This window comes from Litorivivens sp. (assembly GCF_041624475.1).
In the GTDB taxonomy this organism is placed as follows: Bacteria; Pseudomonadota; Gammaproteobacteria; order Pseudomonadales; family Spongiibacteraceae; genus Litorivivens.
This window is the reverse complement of the sequence record NZ_JBFJUX010000007.1, coordinates 1-22,738: the sequence shown is the minus strand read 5'-3', so window position 1 is coordinate 22,738 and position 22,738 is coordinate 1. Positions and strand designations below refer to the sequence as shown.

Annotated in this window: 18 protein-coding genes, 1 other RNA gene and 1 pseudogene; all 20 read right to left on the bottom strand. The window is 57.2% G+C overall.

Features of this window, described 5'->3' with window-relative positions:
- Nucleotides 1–5: 5 nt before the first annotated feature.
- Nucleotides 6–404: pseudogene (mutT, locus tag ABY734_RS09265) on the bottom strand (8-oxo-dGTP diphosphatase MutT); the annotation flags it as partial.
- The gene (gene argJ / locus ABY734_RS09260; RefSeq protein WP_372778713.1) at nucleotides 373–1,587 is read right to left on the bottom strand and encodes a bifunctional glutamate N-acetyltransferase/amino-acid acetyltransferase ArgJ; all 1,215 of its coding nucleotides are present in this window, start codon (nucleotides 1,585–1,587) and stop codon (nucleotides 373–375) included. The pseudogene mutT and the gene argJ, both read right to left, overlap by 32 nt.
- 3 nt (nucleotides 1,588–1,590) lie before the next feature.
- Complete coding sequence (gene secA / locus ABY734_RS09255; protein WP_372778712.1) at nucleotides 1,591–4,314, bottom strand: preprotein translocase subunit SecA; 2,724 nt, start codon at nucleotides 4,312–4,314, stop codon at nucleotides 1,591–1,593.
- Nucleotides 4,315–4,518: 204 nt separating this feature from the next.
- Entirely contained in the window at nucleotides 4,519–5,433 is a 915-nt protein-coding gene (gene lpxC, locus ABY734_RS09250; protein WP_372778711.1) for a UDP-3-O-acyl-N-acetylglucosamine deacetylase, read from the bottom strand.
- A 105-nt stretch (nucleotides 5,434–5,538) separates the two neighbouring features.
- On the bottom strand, nucleotides 5,539–6,693 hold the full coding sequence (gene ftsZ / locus ABY734_RS09245) for a cell division protein FtsZ (protein ID WP_372778710.1): 1,155 nt from the start codon (nucleotides 6,691–6,693) through the stop codon (nucleotides 5,539–5,541).
- Nucleotides 6,694–6,747: 54 nt separating this feature from the next.
- On the bottom strand, nucleotides 6,748–7,980 hold the full coding sequence (ftsA, locus tag ABY734_RS09240; RefSeq protein ID WP_372778709.1) for a cell division protein FtsA: 1,233 nt from the start codon (nucleotides 7,978–7,980) through the stop codon (nucleotides 6,748–6,750).
- Between the two features lie 52 nt (nucleotides 7,981–8,032).
- Nucleotides 8,033–8,806, bottom strand: coding sequence for a cell division protein FtsQ/DivIB (locus ABY734_RS09235; protein WP_372778708.1), 774 nt, complete (start codon nucleotides 8,804–8,806; stop codon nucleotides 8,033–8,035).
- Nucleotides 8,806–9,735, bottom strand: a complete 930-nt coding sequence (locus tag ABY734_RS09230; RefSeq protein ID WP_372778707.1) for a D-alanine--D-alanine ligase — start codon at nucleotides 9,733–9,735, stop codon at nucleotides 8,806–8,808. The genes ABY734_RS09235 and ABY734_RS09230 overlap by 1 nt, the downstream gene beginning before the upstream one ends.
- Nucleotides 9,732–11,156, bottom strand: coding sequence for a UDP-N-acetylmuramate--L-alanine ligase (murC, locus tag ABY734_RS09225; protein WP_372778706.1), 1,425 nt, complete (start codon nucleotides 11,154–11,156; stop codon nucleotides 9,732–9,734). The genes ABY734_RS09230 and murC overlap by 4 nt, the downstream gene beginning before the upstream one ends.
- Entirely contained in the window at nucleotides 11,149–12,243 is a 1,095-nt protein-coding gene (gene murG / locus ABY734_RS09220) for an undecaprenyldiphospho-muramoylpentapeptide beta-N-acetylglucosaminyltransferase (protein WP_372778705.1), read from the bottom strand. Before murG ends, murC begins: the two co-directional genes overlap by 8 nt.
- Nucleotides 12,230–13,372 carry a putative lipid II flippase FtsW gene (ftsW, locus tag ABY734_RS09215; protein ID WP_372778704.1) on the bottom strand — a complete coding sequence of 381 codons (1,143 nt, stop codon included), beginning with the start codon at nucleotides 13,370–13,372 and terminating at the stop codon, nucleotides 12,230–12,232. The genes murG and ftsW overlap by 14 nt, the downstream gene beginning before the upstream one ends.
- Nucleotides 13,372–14,727 (bottom strand): UDP-N-acetylmuramoyl-L-alanine--D-glutamate ligase, encoded by a 1,356-nt coding sequence (gene murD, locus ABY734_RS09210; RefSeq protein WP_372778703.1) that lies wholly within the window; start codon nucleotides 14,725–14,727, stop codon nucleotides 13,372–13,374. The genes ftsW and murD overlap by 1 nt, the downstream gene beginning before the upstream one ends.
- Before the next feature lie 5 nt (nucleotides 14,728–14,732).
- The gene (mraY, locus tag ABY734_RS09205) at nucleotides 14,733–15,815 is read right to left on the bottom strand and encodes a phospho-N-acetylmuramoyl-pentapeptide-transferase (protein ID WP_372778702.1); all 1,083 of its coding nucleotides are present in this window, start codon (nucleotides 15,813–15,815) and stop codon (nucleotides 14,733–14,735) included.
- The gene (gene murF / locus ABY734_RS09200) at nucleotides 15,809–17,191 is read right to left on the bottom strand and encodes a UDP-N-acetylmuramoyl-tripeptide--D-alanyl-D-alanine ligase (protein WP_372778701.1); all 1,383 of its coding nucleotides are present in this window, start codon (nucleotides 17,189–17,191) and stop codon (nucleotides 15,809–15,811) included. Before murF ends, mraY begins: the two co-directional genes overlap by 7 nt.
- On the bottom strand, nucleotides 17,188–18,654 hold the full coding sequence (locus ABY734_RS09195) for a UDP-N-acetylmuramoyl-L-alanyl-D-glutamate--2,6-diaminopimelate ligase (RefSeq protein WP_372778700.1): 1,467 nt from the start codon (nucleotides 18,652–18,654) through the stop codon (nucleotides 17,188–17,190). Before ABY734_RS09195 ends, murF begins: the two co-directional genes overlap by 4 nt.
- Nucleotides 18,655–18,667: 13 nt before the next feature.
- Nucleotides 18,668–20,398 (bottom strand): peptidoglycan D,D-transpeptidase FtsI family protein, encoded by a 1,731-nt coding sequence (locus ABY734_RS09190; protein WP_372778699.1) that lies wholly within the window; start codon nucleotides 20,396–20,398, stop codon nucleotides 18,668–18,670.
- Entirely contained in the window at nucleotides 20,379–20,666 is a 288-nt protein-coding gene (ftsL, locus tag ABY734_RS09185; RefSeq protein WP_372778698.1) for a cell division protein FtsL, read from the bottom strand. The genes ABY734_RS09190 and ftsL overlap by 20 nt, the downstream gene beginning before the upstream one ends.
- Before the next feature lie 21 nt (nucleotides 20,667–20,687).
- Entirely contained in the window at nucleotides 20,688–21,611 is a 924-nt protein-coding gene (rsmH, locus tag ABY734_RS09180) for a 16S rRNA (cytosine(1402)-N(4))-methyltransferase RsmH (RefSeq protein ID WP_372778697.1), read from the bottom strand.
- 9 nt (nucleotides 21,612–21,620) lie between these two features.
- Entirely contained in the window at nucleotides 21,621–22,064 is a 444-nt protein-coding gene (mraZ, locus tag ABY734_RS09175) for a division/cell wall cluster transcriptional repressor MraZ (RefSeq protein ID WP_372778696.1), read from the bottom strand.
- Between the two features lie 301 nt (nucleotides 22,065–22,365).
- Nucleotides 22,366–22,720, bottom strand: an RNA gene (rnpB, locus tag ABY734_RS09170) — RNase P RNA component class A.
- Nucleotides 22,721–22,738: the final 18 nt, after the last annotated feature.

Sequence of the window (22,738 nt, the reverse complement as noted above, 5' to 3'; positions counted from 1 at the left end):
CGGTCTACGACCGGAACATTCGCAGCTGGGAATTCCCGTTCGCGCAAGCGCTCCAGCTTGCACCACTCCAAGGATTGCCCCTCGCGCCCGGCCGGTTCACCCGAGAAAGCTGAAACCGTCCAGAAATCGAGCAAGACCTGCTTGTCGCTGTAGTCGTGGGAAATCTGCAGCAGCGGCTCAGCGGCTTCGACGGTAATACCGATTTCCTCCTGGAGCTCACGGCTCAGAGCCTCAGCTACAGACTCACCGTCTTCCAACTTGCCGCCGGGAAATTCCCAGAGCCCGCCCTGATGGGCCTGCTGATGGCGCCGCGCGATCAGCACCTGTCGGTCGCGCAGGATAACGCCCGCCGCGACGTGAACGCGACGAAGCTCAGCTGCGATAGGATGCGTTGATGGAGACATAATCGTGGGAGAAATCTGTGGTCCAGACGGTTTCGACGGCTTCACCCCGAGCCAGATTGATGCGAATAGTGAGTTCTTCCGGGGCCATGGCTGACTGTCCGGCCGCCTCGGTATAGGATTCGGCCAGCCCTCCGGCCTCAGCGACAATCACGTCGTTGATGGATACACTGACCTTGTCGACGTCCAGATCATCGATACCAGCGCGACCGAGCGCCGCCAGAATGCGCCCCCAATTGGGGTCGCTGGCAAACAGGGCCGTTTTCACCAGCGGCGATTCGGCAACCGTAAAGGCCGCTTTCAGGCACTCCGGCTTGTTTGCTCCGCCTTCAACCACCACTGACACGAACTTGGTAGCGCCTTCCCCATCGCGCACGATGGCCTGCGCCAGCGCGACAAAGGTTTCCTGCAACGCCGCTTGCAAAGCGCGATAGTGAGCGTCGGATTCTGAATCAATCAGCTCGCCGCCGGCCTTACCGGTTGCAACCAGAACACAGGCATCGTTGGTCGAGGTATCACCGTCCACGGTAATGCGATTGAAAGACCGCTCTGCAATGTCACTCAGCATACGCTGCAGAAGGGGCGCTGAGACCGGCGCGTCGGTGGCGACAAAGCCCAGCATGGTCGCCATATTAGGCCTGATCATGCCCGCACCTTTCGAAATTCCGGTCACGGTATAGGGCGTACCTGGCACTTTCACCGAATAGGCTTTGGGCCGGGTGTCTGTGGTCATAATGCCTTTTGCCGCGTCCAGCCAGTTCCCCTCGCCGAGCAGCCCTGGCAGGCTGGGCAGGGCCGCTTCAATCTTGGCCAGCGGCAGGGTCTCGCCTATAACCCCCGTAGAAAAGGGCAGCACTTCGCCGGGCTTGCAGCCTGCTACCTCAGCCAAAGCCTCGCAGCTGCGACGGGCCGCCTGCATTCCGCGCTCACCGGTGCCCGCATTGGCGTTGCCGGTGTTGATTAGCAGATAACGCGGAGGGATGCTCGCCAGATGCTCTTTGGCCACCCGCACCGGGGCGGCGCAAAAGCGGTTTTGCGTAAAAACAGCAGCCGTTGCGCTGCCTTCGGCCAACTCAAAAAGTACCAGGTCCTTGCGGCCGGGCTTTTTGATACCGGCACTGCCAATCGCAATACGCACACCGGCTATGGCATGCAATTCGGGCAGTGCGTCACTTCCTACCGCCATGACTCAGCTACCCAGTCGACCGTGACAATGTTTGTATTTTTTACCCGAACCGCAGGGACAGGGTTCGTTGCGCCCCACTTTGCGATCTTCACGTACAAAGGGTGCAGCGCCGTCGCCAGCAGCCTTGCCGGCTTCGTCGGCTGACTCGTCCAGCGCCGAAGACTCGGCGTGCTGAAACTCCATCGCCTGACGGGCAGCGGCTTCGCGACGTTCCCGCTCCAGCTCTTCAACTTCGTCATTTCTCTGAATCTGGATATGCGACAGAAAACGGATCACCTCGTGCTTGAGGGACTCCAGCATCGACTGGAACAACTCGAACGCTTCGCGCTTGTATTCCTGTTTCGGGTTCTTCTGAGCATAGGAGCGCAGATGGATACCGGCGCGCAGATGATCCATGGTGGCCAGGTGTTCTTTCCAGAGTGTGTCCAGCACCTGCAACATGATATGACGCTCTACCCTTCGCATATCCGCGCCGATGGTGGCGCATTTTTCGCGATAAGCGTCAGTCACCGCAGCGACCAGTTTTTCGCGCAGGCTTTCCTCGTGCAGCGAGTTGTCTTCATCCAGCCACTGCTGAACAGGTACCGCGACCGAAAAATCAGCTTCCATGCGTTTTTCCAGGCCGGGAATATCCCATTGCTCCTCGATACTCTGCGGCGGAATATATTCGTCGATTACGCTGTTCACAACATCCTCGCGGATGGCATCCAGCATCGGTGAAATATCGTCTTCGTTCAGCAGCTCATCGCGCTGCTGGTAAATGATGCGGCGCTGATCATTGGCAACGTCGTCGTACTCCAGCAACTGCTTGCGGATATCAAAGTTGCGGCCTTCAACCTTGCGCTGCGCTTTCTCAATCGCGTTGGAGACCATGCGATGCTCAATGGCTTCGCCTTTCTCCAGACCCAGCGCCTGCATGATGTTGCGAACCCGGTCTGAGGCGAAAATGCGCATCAGGTTGTCTTCAAGCGACAGATAAAAACGGGACATACCCGGATCGCCCTGGCGCCCGGCCCGGCCGCGCAGCTGATTATCGATACGCCGAGATTCGTGACGCTCGGTACCGATAATATGCAGACCACCCGCTTCTATTACCTGACGATGGCGCACCTCCCACTCGTTGCGCATGCGCGCCACATCGGCTTCAGCTGGGTTATCCAGCTCCTTGATTTCCGCCTCGACATTACCGCCCAATACGATATCTGTACCCCGGCCCGCCATATTGGTGGCGATCGTCACCACACCGGGGCGACCGGCCTGAATAATAATTTCCGCTTCACGCTCGTGAAATTTGGCGTTGAGCACATTGTGCGCTACGCCGGCGGCCTTGAAGCGGCGCGACATTTCCTCTGAGGTTTCGATTGAGGCGGTACCTACCAGGACCGGGGCGCCCTGCTCGGTGATCTCCTTAACTTCTTCAACAATCGCGTCGTATTTTTCATCTTTAGTGAGAAATACCAGATCGTTCAGATCCCGGCGCTGACTGGGCCGGTTGGTGGGGATCACCACCACATCCAGACCGTAAATCTGCTGAAACTCAAACGCCTCGGTGTCGGCGGTACCGGTCATACCCGCCAGTTTGTCGAACAGGCGGAAGTAATTCTGGAAAGTGGTGGAGGCCAGAGTCTGGCTTTCCGCCTGAATATTGACGTTCTCCTTGGCCTCGATTGCCTGATGCAAACCCTCAGACAGGCGCCGGCCCGGCATGGTGCGACCGGTGTGCTCATCAATCAGTACCACCTGCCCGTCCTGAATAATGTATTCGACATCGCGGTGATAGAGGATGTGGGCGCGCAGCGCGGAATACACGTGATGAAGCAGGTTCAGGTTGCCGGCCGAATACAGACTGTCGCCCTCTTCGAGCAATCCGTCTTTCAACATCAGCTCTTCAACCAGCTCATGACCCGCCTCGGTCAGCTCTACCTGACGGGACTTTTCATCAATGGTGAAATGGCCTTCGCCCTCGCTGTCGTCTTCCGGTACTGGTACCAGACTCGGTATGAACTGATTGATGCGTTTGTACAGGCGCGAGCTGTCTTCAGCCTGACCGGAAATAATCAGCGGCGTGCGCGCTTCATCGATCAGAATGGAGTCGACTTCGTCGACGATGGCGAAATTCAGCCCGCGCTGATAGCGTTCCTCAAGGGAGAAGGCCATGTTATCGCGCAGGTAATCAAAGCCGAACTCGTTATTGGTACCGTAGGTGATATCGGCCTGGTAAGCGGCGCGTTTTTTTTCGGAGTCCTGCCGCGACTCGACAACACCAACCGTCAAGCCCAGGAATTCATAGAGCGGACGCATCCACTCGGCATCGCGGCGGGCCAGGTAGTCGTTGACCGTAACAACGAAGACACCCTTTCCAGTCAGTGCATTCAGATAGACTGGCAGGGTCGCCACCAGGGTTTTGCCCTCACCGGTTTTCATTTCGGCAATACGCCCTTCGTGCAAGGTGATACCACCGATTAGCTGCACATCAAAGTGACGCATACCCATGACCCGCCGACTGGCTTCGCGGGCAGCGGCAAAGGCCTCCGGGAGAATCGCATCAAGCGCCTCACCCTGTTCAAGACGCTGCTTGAACTCGGGCGTTTTAGCCTGCAGGGCCGAATCGTCCAGCCCAGTGTATTCGTCCTCAAGCTGGTTAATCTGGCTTACCAGCTTCCCCATGCGCTTGAGTTCGCGGTCATTCTTACTACCAAATATTTTCTTGAATACACCAGCAATCATTGATGACTTCGCTTGTTACGCCTTCAGGTAATCGTGAAATGGTTCCAGAAAGGACTGGATCGGAACTTCGCCCGAATCGCGCGCCCAATCCAAAAACCGAGAGTTAATCGGCCACTGTCGACAGCGCGTAGCGCTGCCTTGGCAAGTGCGCCAATATCGCATAGACGAGCGGTGATTTCCACGCCTGATAAGGCAAGAGGGAAATTAGCCGATGGCGGCGACGGGGTTCATATAGGAAATGGGGGCATCGGCAATATCGTCGAAGGTAACCATCTCCCAGGCATCTTCCTGAGCAATCAAGGCACGGAGCGAGGCATTGTTCAATCCGTGACCAGATTTGTAGGCCCGAAACTCACCAATCAGGCTGTATCCGAGCAGATAAAGATCACCAATCGCATCGAGCACTTTGTGTTTGACGAACTCGTCGTCGTAACGCAGGCCGTCCTCATTCAGGATGCGGTACTCGTCGACCACGATGGCGTTGTCGACACTACCGCCCTGGGCCAGCCCCTTGGAACGCAGGTATTCGATTTCATGCATGAAACCAAAGGTGCGTGCACGGCTGACTTCTTTGACAAAGGAGGTGCTTGAAAAGTCGAGCTCAGCTTTCGGTTTCCGATCACGGAACACCGGGTGATCAAAGTTAATGGTGAAGGAGACTTTGAAGCCATCAAAAGGGAGGAAACTGGCTACTTTATCGCCTTCTTTAACCGTGATCTCTTTCTTTATGCGGATGAATTTCTTCGGCGCATTCTGCTCTTCGATACCAGCGGACTGAATCAGAAAAACAAAGGGGCCTGCACTACCATCCATGATAGGCACTTCTGCCGCACTGAGCTCGACATAGGCATTATCGATACCCAATCCGGCCATAGCTGACAGGAGGTGTTCGACCGTGGAGACGCGGACATCATCCTTTACCAGAGTAGAGGACAGGGTCGTGTCGCCAACGTTCTCGGCGCGCGCTGGAATTTCAACAACGGGGTTCAGATCCGTACGGCGAAACACAATGCCGTTGTCCACCGGGGCCGGCTTCAGGGTGAGATACACCTTTTCACCCGTGTGCAGACCCACGCCCGTGGCGCGAATCGTGTTTCTCAAAGTTCGTTGTCTAATCATTATTCCAGCAATTTTCTCGCATAATGCGCCAGCTTGCGCATGTTAACAGAGCTAACGCCATTCACCAAACGTCAGTTGGCCAAATTGTGATCAATCACGCCCTTCTCAATCTGCCTGACGGCGGAGAAAAGCCGGAATATCCAGATACTCCATATCCCGATCTTCGACCGCGGCGGCAATCGCCTGCTGCTCCCGATGGGCGGCATTCTGGCGCATTACCGTCGGTCGATCAAGCTGGCGATAGTCGCTGGCCGTTTTGGGTTCGGCTGACTTATTCTCCACTACTTTCAAGGGGATATCAGGACCGCCATCGAGACCGGTAGCAACGACTGTCACCCGCAGCTCGTCGTGCATCTCAGGGTCGATGACCGTACCCACCACCACAGTGGCCTGGTCGGAGGCAAATTCCTTGACGGTATCACCCACATCCGAGAACTCACCCAGCGACAGGTCGAGCCCCGCGGTGATGTTCACCAGAATGCCGCGAGCGCCCTGAATGTTGACATCTTCCAGCAGCGGGCTGCGAATGGCCGCTTCGGCTGCTTCGATCGCACGATTTTCACCGCTGGCGACACCCGAGCCCATCATGGCCATACCCATCTCGGACATTACCGTGCGCACGTCAGCAAAGTCGACGTTGATCATACCGGGGCGAATGATCAGGTCGGCAATCCCCTGCACCGCATTCAGCAAGACATCGTTGGCCGCTTTGAAGGCGTCCAACAGACTGGTGCTCTTGCCCAAAACACTCAACAGCTTTTCGTTGGGCACAGTGATCAGCGAATCGACATGCTCACGCAGCTCGCGCATACCCTGCTCGGCTACTTCCATTCGCTTGCGACCTTCAAAGGGGAATGGCTTGGTCACAACCGCGACCGTCAGAATGCCGAGTTCGCGCGCAACTTCCGCCACCACCGGCGCACCACCGGTACCCGTTCCACCGCCCATGCCGGCGGTGATGAATACCATATCGGCACCTTCCAGTGCTTCATGGATCCGGTCGCGATCTTCCATTGCCGCCTTGCGGCCAACTTCCGGATTCGCACCCGCACCCAAACCTTTGGTGATATTGTTGCCCAACTGCAGCACGGTGCGCGAACAGATGTCTGTCAGCGCCTGTGCGTCGGTGTTAGCGCAGATGAAATCCACCCCTTCCACCTGATTGGATATCATGTGTTTAACAGCATTGCCGCCACCACCACCAACACCGATGACTTTAATAACTGCACTTTGCGGTACGTTATCTACGAGTTCAAACATGGTCTTTCTCCCTTTTTTAGCGATTGGGCGTGTTGCCACACCCGGTTACTAAACTTAAAAATTACTTTGTATCCACTGTTTAAGACGCTCGACAAAACTCACGGACGAGCGTTTCCGTTTTCGGCTTACATCACTGTTGGTTTGCTTGAAGCCGTACTGCAGCAAACCAACACTGGTTGAATAAATCGGGTTGCGAACAATGTCCGTCAAACCACTGATATCCTGGGGTACCCCGAGCCGTACCGGCATATGAAAAATTTCCTCGGCCAGCTCAATAACACCTTCCATCTTTGAGGTACCGCCAGTCAGCACAATCCCTGCAGCCACCAGATCTTCGTAACCACTGCGGCGCAACTCTGCCTGCACCAGGGTAAAGAGCTCGTCGTAACGGGGTTCTACCACCGCCGCCAACTGCTGACGCGACAGATCGCGCGGTGGTCGTTCACCGACGCTCGGCACCTTGATGGTTTCATCTTCGCCGGCAAGCTGGGTCAGTGCGCAGGCGTACTTGATCTTGATTTCCTCGGCATACTGGGTCGGCGTTCGCAACGCCATCGCAATATCGTTGGTAACCTGATCCCCGGCGATGGGAATCACGCCGGTATGTTTAATGGCCCCCTCGGTGAAGATGGCGATATCAGTGGTGCCGCCACCGATATCCACCATGCACACCCCCAGCTCCTTCTCGTCTTCAGTCAGCACCGCGTAACTGGACGCCAGCTGCTCCAGAATGACGTCTTCCACTTCCAGCCCACAGCGACGGATGCATTTTTCAATGTTCTGTACCGCGTTTACCGCACAGGTCACCAGGTGAACCTTGGCTTCGAGCCGAACACCGGACATGCCGAGCGGCTCGCGAATACCTTCCTGATCATCGACCACATATTCCTGCGGCAGGATATGCAGCACTTTCTGATCCGCCGGAATCGCTACCGCTTGGGCCGCGTCAATGACGCGCTCAAGATCCAGCGGAAACACTTCGCGGTCGCGGATGGCGACAATGCCGTGTGAGTTCAGGCTGCGAATGTGGCTGCCCGCGATTCCCACATACACGCTATGAATCTGGCAGCCGGCCATCAACTCAGCCTCTTCTATCGCGCGCTGAATGGACTGCACGGTCGATTCGATATTGACCACCACGCCTTTTTTCATGCCGCGAGAGGGATGCGATCCGATACCGACGATTTCCAGCACGCCTTCATCGTTGATTGCGCCCACTATCGCGACCACTTTCGATGTGCCGATATCAAGCCCGACAATCATGCGATCTGAATGAGTACTCGCCATGCTTAAACCTTCCCCCAGCTCATCGCTTTGAGTAATGCAAATATTCTAGTTTTCACGAGCGTTTTCCTCGCCAGTCCACAGCGATCCCGTTGATATAACGGGTATCAACCTGCTGCACCTCCGCAAAACGGCTGCTCAGTGCTTCGCGATACACCAGCAGAAAACGGCGCATATTCTGTACCGGTTGCTCCCGTCCCAGACGAATTACCACGCTGTCCCGGGTCACCGCACTCCACTGCCCCTGTTCATCCAGCGAAAACTGGCTCAGCGCTATCCCGGTATCACCGAGCAGCTGCGCGGTAAGTTGGTAGGCCTGCATCACGGCCACCGAGGCGGCATCCGGGCCGTTCAAGGTCGGCAGCGCCAGCTGCTTCGGCAAATTCTCCGGAACGAAAATTTCGCCTCGGTGATTGAGCAGAGCCTTGCGTCCCCAGTAAGCAATTGGAGACTGCTCTTCAACCGTCACCTTGAGCGAACGAGGCCAGGCCCGTTCAACCCGCGCATGCAACACCCAGGGCTCTTCTTCAAGACTGTCTTTGATCGCATCGAGATCCAGCCCCAGATAGCCCGTGTGCAAATGCGGATTCACTCGCTCAACCAACTGTGCCTGCGGCGTATGCTGAATATCACCGGCGAAGGCGACACGCTCTACAGAGATATCGCCGATCGACATCAGGAAGCGGCTGACACCAAAACCAAGGCCACCAAGCAGAATCAACAGCGAAACCGGCTTCAACACAAACAGCAAACGCCGGCCAAACTGGCGTTCGCGACGCTGGACTCTGCTGCGTTTTCTGACTGCGCCTTTTCGCTCTTTACGTGCCATCAGATAGCCTGCTCCAGAATTCTCATTACCAGCTCATCAAAGTCCCAGCCAAAGGCTTTCGCCGCCATCGGCACGAGACTGTGATCGGTCATGCCGGGAATGGTGTTTACCTCCAGTAACTGGAAAGTCCCCGCTGAATCGCGCATAACATCAACGCGGCCCCAGCCCTCACAGCCCGCCGCAGTAAAGGCAGTCAGTGCCAACTCGCCAAGCTCCGCTTCTTCGTCATCGGACAAACCGCAGGGACAGATATAACGCGTTGACGAGGACTGATACTTGGCCTCGAAATCGTAAAACCGGTTGTCGGTCTCCAGACGAATCGCGGGCAGCACATGCTCACCCACAATGGCGACGGTATATTCCGCACCGCTGACCCACTGCTCTGCCAGAGTGACGCCATAGCGACGAGCTAGTTCCCAGGCCTGCTTGAGCTCCTCCTCAGAAGACACCCGCATCATGCCAATGCTGGAGCCTTCATTGGTGGGCTTCACAATGCATTCACCCAAGTCGGCGAATACAGCCTCCAGATCCGTGCTTGCTGTGAGCACAGCAAAGCGCGGAGTCGGCAACCCGGCACCGGCCCATACCTGTTTGGTGCGCAGTTTATCCATCGCCAGCGCCGAACCGAGTACGCCGCTGCCGGTATACCTGACCCCTTTCACTTCAAGGGCGCCCTGCACTGTGCCGTCTTCACCGCCAGGGCCATGCAACGCCAGAAAGGCGACGGCGCAACCCTCGAGTTGCTGCAACCAATCCTGCTCAGCGGTATCCACAAAGCGCTGTGGCAAGTCCATCCGCTCGAAGGCCTGCTGCACCGCGCGACCGGAGCGCAGCGAAATCTCGCGCTCAGCCGATTGCCCACCCGCTAGGATCGCGACCGTCCCGGGCAATTTTTTCAACAGCGATGTCTGCAACTTCGCTTTACTCATTTCTGCCACTTCATTCCTGCTAACTGCTGTGCGATAGCGCCGATATTGCCAGCCCCCTGCGTCAGTACGACATCGCCCGGCCGTACAACCGATAGCAGGGTTTCAGGGAGCCGGTCCATGTCTTCCATATAAATCGGGTCGAGCTTGCCTAACTGTCGAATACTGCCGCAAAGGCTCCGCGAATCCGCGCCTGGAATACTTGGCTCGCCGGCAGAGTACACATTTAACATCAGCAGCATATCGACCTTTCCCAGCACCTTGACGAAATCATCGTAGAGGTCGCGGGTGCGGGTATAGCGGTGAGGCTGATTGATCATCAGCAAGCGACGATCCGGCCAGGCCTGACGTACCGCGTTGATAGTCGCCTCCACCTCGGTCGGATGGTGGCCGTAGTCGTCAACCAGCATGGCGCTGCCATCGGCCAGCGGCTGCTCACCGTAAATCTGGAAGCGTCGACCAACACCCTGATAGGCCTCGATACCCGCACAGATATGTTCGCTGGCAATGTCTTCATCGGTCGCCACGGCAAGCGCCGCTGCTGCATTCAATACATTGTGAACACCCGGCTGATTGATCGTCAGTGACAGCACATCGCCCTGAGCGACCCGCGCAACTTCAAAGTGCGAGCGCAAGCCGTCCTTGCGGAAATTCTGGATTCGAAAATCGGCTTTTTCATCGAAGCCGTAGGTAAGCACCTGACGCGAGATGTCTGGCAGAATTGACCGAACAACCGGATCATCAATGCAGACCACTGCCACACCGTAAAAGGGCAGATTGTGTAAAAATTCGATAAAGGTCTTTTTCAGCTTTTCAAAGTCACCGCCGTAGGTGCCCATATGGTCCGCTTCGATATTGGTAACCACCGACACCATCGGCTGCAGGTGCAGGAATGACGCGTCACTCTCATCGGCTTCGGCAATCAGATACCGACTCTCGCCAAGCTGGGCATTGGTGCCGGCACTGTTTACTTTGCCGCCAATAACAAAGGTGGGGTCGAGGCTGGCCTGAGCAAAAATGCTGGCAATGATGCTGGTCGTGGTGGTTTTGCCGTGAGTACCGGCCACCGCGATACCATGGCGGTAACGCATCAACTCGGCCAGCATTTCGGCGCGGCGAACAACGGGAACCCGCGATGCGGCAGCGCCGGCTACTTCCGGGTTTTGCCGATCAACGGCACTGGAGACAACGACCACATCCACACCGGCAATATTGTCTTCGTGGTGACCAATAACCACCGTCATACCCAACGAGCGTAAATGGGCTACAGTTGCCGATTCGCGAATATCAGAACCGGACACGGTGTAACCCAGATTGTTCAGTACCTCGGCAATTCCGCTCATACCGGCACCGCCGATGCCAACAAAATGTATGCGCTTAACACGTCGCATTTCCGGTATCACAAAGGAATCTTTCTTAGCCATTGGCACACTCCATACACAACTGTGCGGCCACGCGGGCTGCATCGGGTTTCGCCAATGATCTGGCGGCCACGGCCATCTTCAAAAAGGGTTCTCGCTCAACAACGGCCTGCCGCAGTTTTTGTTCAAGCAGGCTTGCATCCAGACTGGTCTGCTCAATGATTTCACCCGCGCCTTCCGACTCCAGCCAGCGCGCATTAGCGCGCTGGTGATCGTCAATGGCCTGCGGCAGTGGCACCAGCCAGGCGCCGACACCGGCGGCAGTCAGTTCTGCCACTGTCAGAGCGCCAGCCCGACACAACACGATATCGGCCCAGGCGTAGGCTGCGGCCATGTCTTCAATAAAGGCTTCTGCTCGAACGTCGACAGCGCATTGGGCAACTTGTTCCAATACCGTGTCGATGTGAGCTGCGCCTGTCTGATGCCAGACTTGCAAAGGAAAATCGGCGGGCAACCGCATCAGGGTCTCAATTACCGCGCGATTAATGGCCAGGGCTCCCTGACTTCCCCCCAACACCAGAAGCCGCAGTTTTTCGTCGCGATTGGCAAAGCGCTGCTCGGGTTCCGGCAGTGCCGCAATTTCCTCGCGCACCGGATTGCCGATATAGCGATTCTTCGCTTCGCCCAACGCAATCGGATAACCGGTCAGCGCCAGTTTCGCAAAGCGCACCAACAACCGGTTGGTCGTGCCGGCCACTGCATTCTGTTCGTGAATCAGCAAGGGAGTCCGCGTGAGCCAGGCAGCCAAACCACCGGGGCCCGCCACATAGCCACCTAAACCTATCACGCAGGCCGGACGCAGTCTGAGAATCAAAAACATGGCGGAGAACACGCTGACACCGGCTCGCATGACCGCTGTCAGACGCGAAAGCAGCCCCTTGCCACGAATGCCCTGCACCGGCAACAGGTTCAAAATAATGTCGTTGGCAGGAACCACCCGCGCTTCGATGCCGCGCTCGGTGCCAATCCATTGCACGTCCACGCCGTCGGCCTGCAGCGCTTTGGCAACCGCCAACGCCGGGAAGACATGTCCACCAGTGCCGCCGGCCATCACCAGCACGCGTTTTGCGGAGGTATCAACGTTTGTCATGGCGACCTCCGTTCTCCTGGCTGATGCGAGCAACCATCGCCATCATGATCACGCAGACCAGTAAACTGCTGCCGCCGTAACTCATGAACGGCAGGGTTAGGCCTTTGGTGGGCAACAAGCCGGTATTCACACCGATATTGATAAAGATCTGTGCCGATAACATGATCGCAATGCCATAGGCGACAAAGGCATTGAAGGGCTTCCCGACTTTTTCGGCCAGGCGCGCGATACGCAATATCCGACCGATCAATGCCACGAACAAAGCCAGCACAAACATGGCGCCCAGAAAACCGAATTCCTCAGCCCAGATCGCAAAGACAAAATCCGTGTGCGCTTCGGGCAGGTAAAACAACTTCTGGATACTGTTACCCAGCCCCAGCCCCGTCCATTCACCGCGGCCAAAGGCTATTAACGATTGGGTTAACTGATAGCCGCTGTTGAATTGATCAGCCCAGGGATCGGTAAAAGCGGTCAGCCGTTTCATGCGGTAAGGGGAAATCATGACTGTGGCGACCAACACCGCAACACAGGCGGCAATAACCGCAAGAAACTGAACCAACTTGACCCCGGCGAGAAACAGCAGTGCCAACGCGGTTCCCACTGTAACCACCGTGGCACCAAAATCCGGCTCCATCATCAACAGCAGGGTCACCACAGAAACCACCGCCATAGGTTTCACAAAACCGGCGAATTTGCTTTTGACTTCTTCCTGGCGACGCACCAGGTACCCCGCCAGATACAACACCACAAACAGCTTCACAAACTCGGAAACCTGCAGGGTGAGTGGGCCAAAGGCGAGCCAGCGACGGCTGCCGTTAACTTCCCGACCGATACCCGGAATCAACACCAGGGCCAGCAACACAAATCCCACCAGCAACAGCAACCAGCTGCTATTGCGCCAGGTATCCATCGGCACCTGGTAGGTCAGCATCGCCAGCACACTCGCCAGCACCAGGTAGATGCCGAAGCGCTTGGCAAAAAAGAAGCCGTCGCCGTATTGGCGATTGGCAAATTCAATCGAGGCCGAGGTCATGGCAATAAAGCCGATCACCAGCAGGGCCACAACCAAACCGGTCAACAGACCATCCAGATGCTCAGTCCCAGCTTTATCCAGGCGCAGGCTTTCCATCAGTGCAGCCTCCCCTGAGCCAGTTTATTGACCGCATCGACAAAACATTCACCGCGATGTTCATAGTTGCGGAACATGTCGAAGCTTGCGCAGGCCGGCGACAACAGCACGGCATCACCGGATTGAGCTAAGACACTGGCAGCCTCCACCGCCTCATCCATGCTTGAAACACAGCGCGAAGGGAGCTTTTCATCCAGCAGCTCGTTCAGTACCGGCGCGGATTCGCCAAAGAACACGGCCGCACGGCCTACCTCCTGGAGCGCTTCAACCAGCGGCTCCAGATCGGCGCCCTTGGCCTGCCCGCCCGCGAGCAACACCACCCGGAAGCGATCGCCGAGGCCGCGAAGCGATGCGATGGCGGCACCGACATTGGTGCCTTTTGAATCGTTGTAATAGGCAACGCCTGAAACATCAGCCACGTGTTGGCAACGATGGGGCAAGCCGCGAAAGTCACGCAGTGCTTTCAGCATCGCATCCATCGACAAACCCAGCGCATAACCCAGCGCCAGCGCCGCCAGCGCGTTGGCCAGGTTATGACGGCCCGCAAGATGAATCTCGTCGGCGGCCACAAGGCGATCGTCCCCGAAACAAAGCCAGGTAAGCCCCTCTTCTTCCCGCAAACCAAAGGCCTGACGGCCGGGCGTCTGTAAACCAAAACTCCATTGGCGCACACTGTCCGGCACCAGCGGATGAGTCAGCATATCGTCGCGGTTGATCAAGACCTGCTGGCAGCCGCGGAAAATACGGTGTTTCGCCTGATGGTAAGCAATGAGCGACCCGTGATGATCCAGGTGATCCTCACTCACATTCAGCACCGTGGCTATCTCGGCATTGACGGTCGCACAGCGCTCCAACTGAAAGCTGGATAGCTCAAGTACATATAGCTCGCACTCGTCGCTCAACAGGTCGAGCATGGGCGTGCCGAGGTTTCCACCGGTCGCAACCTTGACGCCCGCTTCCTGCGCCATGGCACCGAGCAAGGTGGTGACCGTGCTTTTACCGTTTGAACCGGTTATCGCCGCTACCGGTGCACGGGCGGACTCCACAAAGAGATCGAGATCACCGGATATTTTTGCACCCGCCTGCTGGGCGCTGGCAATGGCGGGCTCGCGCAACGACACCCCAGGGCTGACGTACAATTCGTCTACGCTGTCGAACTGGCCGGTTGAGAAAGTGCCCAGAGTCAGATCCACCTCGGGAAATTCCTGGCGGAACTGCTCAACACCCGGCGGGGTCTCGCGATTATCCACAACCGAAAAGCTGAGCCCTTTGTTCGCCAGAAAACGCGCGCAGGACAGCCCGGTCACACCCAGACCGACCACCACGCGTTGTGTATCTGACGCTATCAGGCTCATATTCGTTACCGCAGTTTCAACGTAGCCAGTCCAAACAGGACCAGCACGACGGTGATAATCCAGAACCGCACAATCACGCGCGGCTCCGGCCAACCTTTCAATTCATAGTGATGATGGATCGGCGCCATCCGGAAAATACGGCGGCCCGTCAATTTGAACGACGCAACCTGCAATATCACCGAGACCGTCTCCAGTACAAAAATGCCCCCCATAATGAAGAACACGATTTCATGGCGAACGATCACCGCCACCACGCCCAACGCGGCGCCCAGTGCCAGCGCACCCACATCCCCCATAAACACCTGAGCCGGGTAGGTGTTGAACCAGAGAAAACCCAAGCCCGCGCCCGACAACGCCCCGCAGAAAACAATCAGCTCGCCAGCCCCTTCGATATAGGGAATGTGCAGATATTCGGCAAAGGTATAGTGACCGGCCAGATAGGCAATGATGGCCAACGCACCGCTCACCATCACCGAGGGAAGAATCGCCAGACCATCAAGGCCGTCGGTCAAATTGACCGCATTACTTGAGCCTACGATCACAAAGTAGGTCAGCACAATAAACAACACGCCCAGCTCAAGGGTCACATCTTTGAAAAAGGGAATAATCAGATCCGTGTGCGCGGGGTCGGTTGCCAGCGTATACAGATAAATAGCCGCAGCCAGCCCGCCCACCGACTGCCAGAAATACTTCCAGCGCGCTGGCAGGCCCCGCGGATTGCGTTCGATAACCTTGCGGTAATCGTCAACCCAGCCCACAGCACCAAACGTCAGCATGACGCCCAGCACCACCCAGACATAGGCATTGGAAAGGTCTGACCACAACAGGGTACTTGTCGCAATGGCGATCAGAATCAGGGCGCCACCCATGGTTGGCGTGCCCGATTTGCTGAAATGGCTTTCCGGGCCGTCGTCGCGAACTGCCTGACCAATCTGGTGATAGTTGAGGCGGCGAATCATGATCGGTCCGACCAGCAAGGAGATTGCCAGCGCCGTTAACACGCCGAGTATGCCGCGGAAGGTAAGGTACTGAAATACCGCGAAGCCGCTGATATATTGCGTTAGGTAGTCTGCCAACATCATTAACATGGTAGGTTCCCCCCAGTTACCTGAGCGTTGGCAACCGCTTTTACTACTGAGTCCATCCCCGCCGAACGCGAACCCTTAACCAACACGGTGTCTCCCGCTGTAATCTTTTCAAGCAGGGCTTTTTGCAGAGTCTCTTTAGTGGAAAAGTATTCGCCGATTTCGCCTGCTCCCTCACTGGCCGGCAAGGCCACCTCACCGCAGACTAGGAGACAGTCCAGGCCTTTGCTTCGCGCGTACTCGCCGACTTCCCGGTGCAACGCGACACTGTCGGGCCCCAGCTCCGCCATGGCGCCCAGTACGAGCAGGCGACGACCGGAAAATTCGGCCAGCACATCGATTGCAGCCTTCACGGAAGCCGGGTTGGCGTTGTAACTATCGTCGATCAAGGTCCCCCAAGGCTGGGGCATAGGAAAAACACGCCCGGCTACCGGCGTCAGCATGGCAAGACCTTGTTGGATGGCGTCGATAGAGGCTCCTGCGGCTCGCGCCGCCGCTGCAGCCAGTAGGGCATTGCGGACCATCGCTTGTCCCAGTACAGGAAGCCTTACACGGGTCGACACCTGATCCATGACCAGAGTAAATCGCGTACCCTTGTCCGACAGTTGCAGATCTTTCGCATACACATCGGCTTCAGGATCACCCAGGCTGACATTCACCACCTGCGCCGCAGCCGCGTAGTCGCGCCACAGAGCTGCATAGTGATCGTCAGCATTGATAACCGCGGTGGCGTCTTTACCCAGCGAACGATAAATTTCACCTTTGGTTTCGGCAACAGTCTGCACACTGCCAAAACCCTCGAGATGAGCGGGCCCGGCATTGGTAATCAGTGCAATATCGGGCTTGGCGAAATCGCACAAGTAGCCAATATCACCGCGCTTGGCCGCACCCATTTCAACCACAGCCAGATTATGACTGGCATCTATCTCCAGTAGAGTTTTCGGCACACCAATTTCGTTATTCAGGTTGCCCCGGGTCGCGAGCACGGAAAACTGCTGTTTCAAAATGGCCGCGAGCATTTCTTTGCAGCTGGTTTTACCGCTGCTGCCGGTCAGCGCGATGACTTTACCGCCACAGGCTTTAAAGCGATCACGATTCAGGGCAGCGATCTGTCCATAGGCCTTGAGCGTGTTATCAACAACCAGCTGCGTCACGTCAGCGGCCGACGTCTCTTCCACAATCGCGGCGGCAGCGCCAGCATTGGCCGCATCGCTCAGAAAGGCATGCCCGTCAAAACGTTCACCGCGCAGCGCGACAAACACACTGCCTGGACCGATTGAGCGGCTATCTGTGCTTACCGCAGACACCTTCGCCTCGGTCCCCGCCCACTGGGCGCCCGTCGCATTGGCAATATCGCTAAGTGTCAGTGGGCTGATCACGACGACGCCCTCCTGGCCAATGCCAATCGCGCACACTGCACATCGCTGAACGGTAAACGCTGACCTGCGGTTTCCTGATAGTCCTCGTGCCCTTTTCCTGCAATTACGATCAGGTCACCCGCGGCAGCCTCGGCAATCACAGACTCTATGGCAGCCTGTCGGTCAGTCGATTCGATACGCGGCTTCCGGGTGAGACCGGCGCGGATATCAGCGATGATCGTTTCAGGGGCTTCGCTGCGCGGGTTGTCGCTGGTCAATACCACATGATCCGCCAGCTGCTCGGCAATCTGCCCCATCAAGGGTCGCTTGCCTTTGTCGCGATCGCCGCCGCAGCCAAATACACACCACAATTTGCCTTTGCAGTGCGGACGCAGCCCCAGCAAAACATTTTCCAGAGCATCGGGTGTGTGGGCATAATCCACCACAACCTGAATATCACCCGCGCTCGGCAGCTTCTCCAAACGCCCGGGAACCGGCTTGAGTTTCGGCAAGGCCTGTTCGATATCGCGCAAGGCAAATCCTTCAGCGCCCAGCACCGCTACCGCCGCCAGAATATTCTGCAGGTTGACGTTGGCACACAGCGAGGTGGTCAGCTGCATCGCCCCCCAGGGCGTCACAATATCGGCCTGAATACCTTGCGCGGTATAAACGGGTGAGAGTGCCCGCACATGCGCGGTTTCGCCAAAGCCGAACCGGATGGCATGCACAGAGGCTGGCAGCGTTTGTTCAACACCGGCGGCATAGCGATCGTCGGCGTTGAGAATAGCGTTCTGCAGGCCGGGCATGGAAAACAGTCTGGTCTTGGCAGCGCCGTAGGCTTCCATTGTGCCGTGGTAATCAAGGTGGTCCTGGCTCAGATTGGTAAACACTGCCGAGCTGAACTGCAGCGCCGACACTCGACCCTGCACCAGACCGTGAGAGGACACTTCCATCGCCGCCCAGCGAGCACCGCCATCGCGCCACTGTGCAAGCGTTTGTTGCACACTGACCGCATCAGGCGTGGTATTGAGGGCAGACGCCAACTGCTGGATTCGACCCGCTCCCAGGGTGCCCATTACCCCACAGGGGTGGCCGAGCGCCTCCAGCAGCTGGGCAACGTAGTGGGTCACGCTTGACTTGCCATTGGTTCCGGTCACGCCAACCAGACTCATCGCACGCGAAGGATGGCCGTAGAAGCGTCCCGCAATATCACTCAGTTGCTGCGCCAGATTGTCGACCGCAATAACCGGCAAGGGCCAGCGGGATTCATCTATTGGTGCATCGGCAATAACCGCCGCCGCACCTTTGGCTATCGCCTTGTCAATAAAGTCGCGCCCGTCCAGCTTATGACCGCGCACCGCAAGAAACACATTGCCGGCAACCACCTGACGACTGTCTAGCGCAAGCCCATTGACGGGCACCGCCGCTTGCGCCGGGGTGATCCCGTCGAGCAAATCGCCAAGTACTGTTGCTGTTAGTCCCATGAGCGCTTCCATTTTACGCCGAACCCGGTTTCTTGCTTTTTGTTTTTTCAGCGACCATTTCATCCATCGCATCGGGGGCGATGTTGAGCAGGCGCATGGCTTCACCCGTCACCCGCGAAAAAACGGGTGCCGCAGCTTCGCCGCCGTAATACTTGCCACTCTCGGGCTCGTCAATGGTGACTACTGTCACCACCCGCGGATCACTGGCCGGCGCCATGCCAACAAACAGCGACAGATAGCGGTCGTCGGCATAACCACCTTCGCCGATTTTGTGCACCGTGCCGGTTTTACCCGCCACGCGATAGGCGTTGATACGCGCTCGGGTGCCGGTTCCGCCCGGTCGAATCACTGACTCAAGCATGCGCGATACACTGCGCGCTACAGGCTCTTCGATCACGCGGTACGACTCCGCTGCCTGCGCGCGCTGGATCAGACTGACCGGCTGCAGCACACCGCCGTTGGCGAGCACCCCGTAGGCTTGGGCCAATTGCAGAGCGGTAACCGACAGCCCATAGCCAAATGCAAAGTTGGCCCGCTCAATCGGCAGCCATTTGGGCCGGTTTGGCAACAGGCCATTGCTTTCACCGGGAAAGCCGATGCCGGTGGAACGTCCCAGGCCGATGCGCTGAAATACGTCCCACACCCACTGTTCATTAAGTGCCAGCGACAGCTTGCTGATCCCGACCTGGCTGGATTTTTTCAGCATGCCTTCAAGGTTCAGCTCACCGTAGTTCACCGGATCAACCAGTGTTTTGGAGCCGATACGCATATAACCCGGGCTGGTATCAATGACCGAGTCCTGATTGAACTTGCCGCTTTCCAGCGCCGCCACTACGGTAAAGGGCTTGACGGTGGAGCCCGGCTCAAACACATCGGTAACCGCACGGTTACGCAGCGCAGCCAGCCGCAGCTCGGAGCGATTGTTCGGGTTAAAACCCGGCTGATTAACCATCGCCAGCACTTCGCCCGTCCGGGCATCGAGCATGACCACAGAACCCGCCTTGGCCTGGGAGCGCTGCAACGCCACCTTCAGTTCTTTGTAGGCCTGGTATTGCAGGCGCAGGTCTACGGTCAATTGCAGGTCATTGCCGGGACTGGCCGCACGACCATCATCGAGATCGCGAATAATGTGGCCATAGAGATCTTTCAACACCTTCTTGCTGCCCGGCGTACCGCGCAGCCATTCGTCGTAAGCCAGCTCGAGCCCTTCCTGACCGCGGTCATCAATATTGGTAAAACCGATAAGGTGAGCCGTGACTTCACCGGCCGGGTAGTAACGGCGATATTCGCGCTGCATATAAACGCCGGGAATACCCGCCGACAGAACCTTTTCCGCTTCAGCCGGCGTCAGGTGGCGGCGCAGGTACACAAAGCGGCGTCCGGCGACACGCTCAATTTTCTCGCGCAGTTCATTGCGATTCAGGCCAAGCAGCTGCGCAAGCTCCGGCAAGCGTCCCATCGCGGCCACCAGCTCCTTCGGATCGGCCCAGAGGGAAGCCACCGGCGTGCTCACCGCCAGAGGTTCGCCGTTGCGATCTGTAATCATGCCGCGGTGGGCAGGAATCTGCTCCGTGCGAATGGTGCGCGCATTGCCCTGCCCCTGCAGAAACTCGCGCCCGCGGTCAGCATCCAGAACCTGCAAGTGCAGTGTGCGCCAGACCAGCATGCAGGCGAGTGCTGCCAGCCCCAGCACCATCACCAGGAGACGCCACACCGGAACGGGTTCAGTTACCTGCTTGGCCATCGACTCTCACCAGTTGCAAGGCTTCATCCTCGGGTACAACCATCATCAGGCGATCACTCGCCAGTCTCTCCACACGATCGTGGGCCGCCCAGGTGCTGCGCTCCAGCAGCAGGCGTCCCCACTCTTCATTTAATCGGTAGGCCTGCTTCTGCAAACCCTGCCACTCATTAAACAGGCGCCTCGAATCATGAGAGCTGTCAATAACAGCACTGGCTGAAACCACAATGGCTCCAACCAAAATCGCTGTCATCGCTATTCGACCTGTCATATACCGGGCTCTCCAGCGCGGTCAGTGAATCTTTTCGGCAACGCGCATTACAGCACTGCGCGCGCGAGGGTTATTGTCGATTTCCTCGCGGCCAGGCTTTTGCGCCTTTCCTATCAACTTCAATCGCCGCTCGACCTCACTGTCCTGCAAAGGGATATAGGCAGGAACAACCTGTCCGCGACTTTCTTTTTTCATAAACTGCTTAACAATGCGGTCTTCCAGCGAATGAAAGCTGATCACCACCAGACGGCCACCGGGCTTGAGATAATCCAGTGCTTTGGCCAAGGCCAACTCCAGATCTCCCAACTCGTTGTTCACCTGTATCCGGATTGCCTGAAACGCCCTTGTCGCCGGGTGCTTATGTTTTTCCCAGGCCGGGTTGGCGTCGGCCACCAGTTTCGCCAGCTGCAGAGTGCGGGTAATCGGCTCTTCTTCCCGGGCTTTTACAATCGCTCCCGCAATTCGACGGGCGAAACGCTCCTCGCCGTAAACCTTCAGCACGCGAGCCAGCTCTTTCTCTTCCACCCGCGCCAGCCAATCCGCCGCACTCTCACCCGACTCGGGATCCATGCGCATATCGAGAGCGCCGTCGCGGGTAAAGCTGAAACCACGCTCTGCCTCGTCCAGCTGCGGCGACGAAACACCGAGATCCAGCAAAATGCCGTCAACCTCAGTCACACCCTGCTCAACCAGGGCCCGATCAAATTCCGCAAAGGACCCCCGATAAAACAGCAGGCGCTTGTCTTGCGCCTGCATGGAGTGAGCGGTGGCCATGGCCCGAGGGTCCTTATCAACCCCGAGCACCGTGCCGGACTTGTCCAGCCGGGACAGCACCTCCCGACTGTGCCCGCCGCGGCCAAACGTGCCATCTATGTAAAACCCCGAGCGGTTGGTCACCAACGCCTCCACGGCCTCATGCAACAACACCGACAAATGTTCGTTCATTCTGCTCGCCTACAGTGACAGAGCACTGACGGCATCCGGGATGTCGCCTTCCGGCTCATCCTCATCTACCCAGCTGTTCCAGAGCGCTTCGCTCCAGAGCTCAAGTTTGTTGTTCTGGCCAACGAGAATCAGTTTCTTCTCCAGCTGGGCGTAATCGCGAAGCGTCTGTGGCAGCAGGACCCTGCCATTGGAATCCAGCTCAAGTGGTGTGGCATAGCCGAGCACGAGGCGCTGAATACGGCGCGCCTTGGCATTCATATTGGGAAGAGCGGCGATTTTTTCCTGAAGTTCGGCCCACTCCTGCTCGGGATAGACCAGCAGGCAGCGGTCTTCGGTATGAGCGGTGATCACTATCCGGCCGCCACAGGAATCCGCAAGGGCATCGCGAATTTTGGCTGGAATCGCCAAACGCCCCTTCGTATCCATCGTGACATTATTACTACCGGTGAACACCAGTCCCCACCCCTATGGCCTTGCAGACCACTAAAAACCACTAAAAACCACTTTTCTCCACTTTTGCACACTATAGGGACGGTCGAAGAGGGGTGTCAAGGGAAATACACTGTAAATGCTTTGATTTATCTGGAATTTACGGTAAAAATGTAGGCATCGTCTGAAAAAAGCCCACCCTGAAAACCCTCAATCCCAATAAGAATCAAGGCAATAAGGCGCAAACCTCAGGTAAACTCTTAAGAGTTTATTGACAGGTACTGACTGATATAGGATTGGTATCGCCGGACGGCGATGAAGAGAAAAAAAGAGTCGGTCTGTAAGCCGGGTTCTGTCTGGGACAGTCATTCATCTAGAGCCAGCGTCACCGCTGGCTTCAAGCAGCCTACCCGAATCCACTGTGGGCCACAGCGCTGGATTCCTATTTGGCCTTGCTCCGAGTGGGGTTTACCATCGCCACGCCTGTTGCCAGCCGCGCGGTGCGCTCTTACCGCACCTTTTCACCCTTACCTGACAGCCGGGAAGCCCTCAGGCGGTATCCTTTCTGTTGCACTTTCCGTAGGCTCACGCCCCCCAGGGGTTACCTGGCACTCTGCCCGATGGAGCCCGGACTTTCCTCCCCCTGCGAAACCGCAGGCGGCGACTGCCCAACCGACTCTTATGGAAGGATATACAGT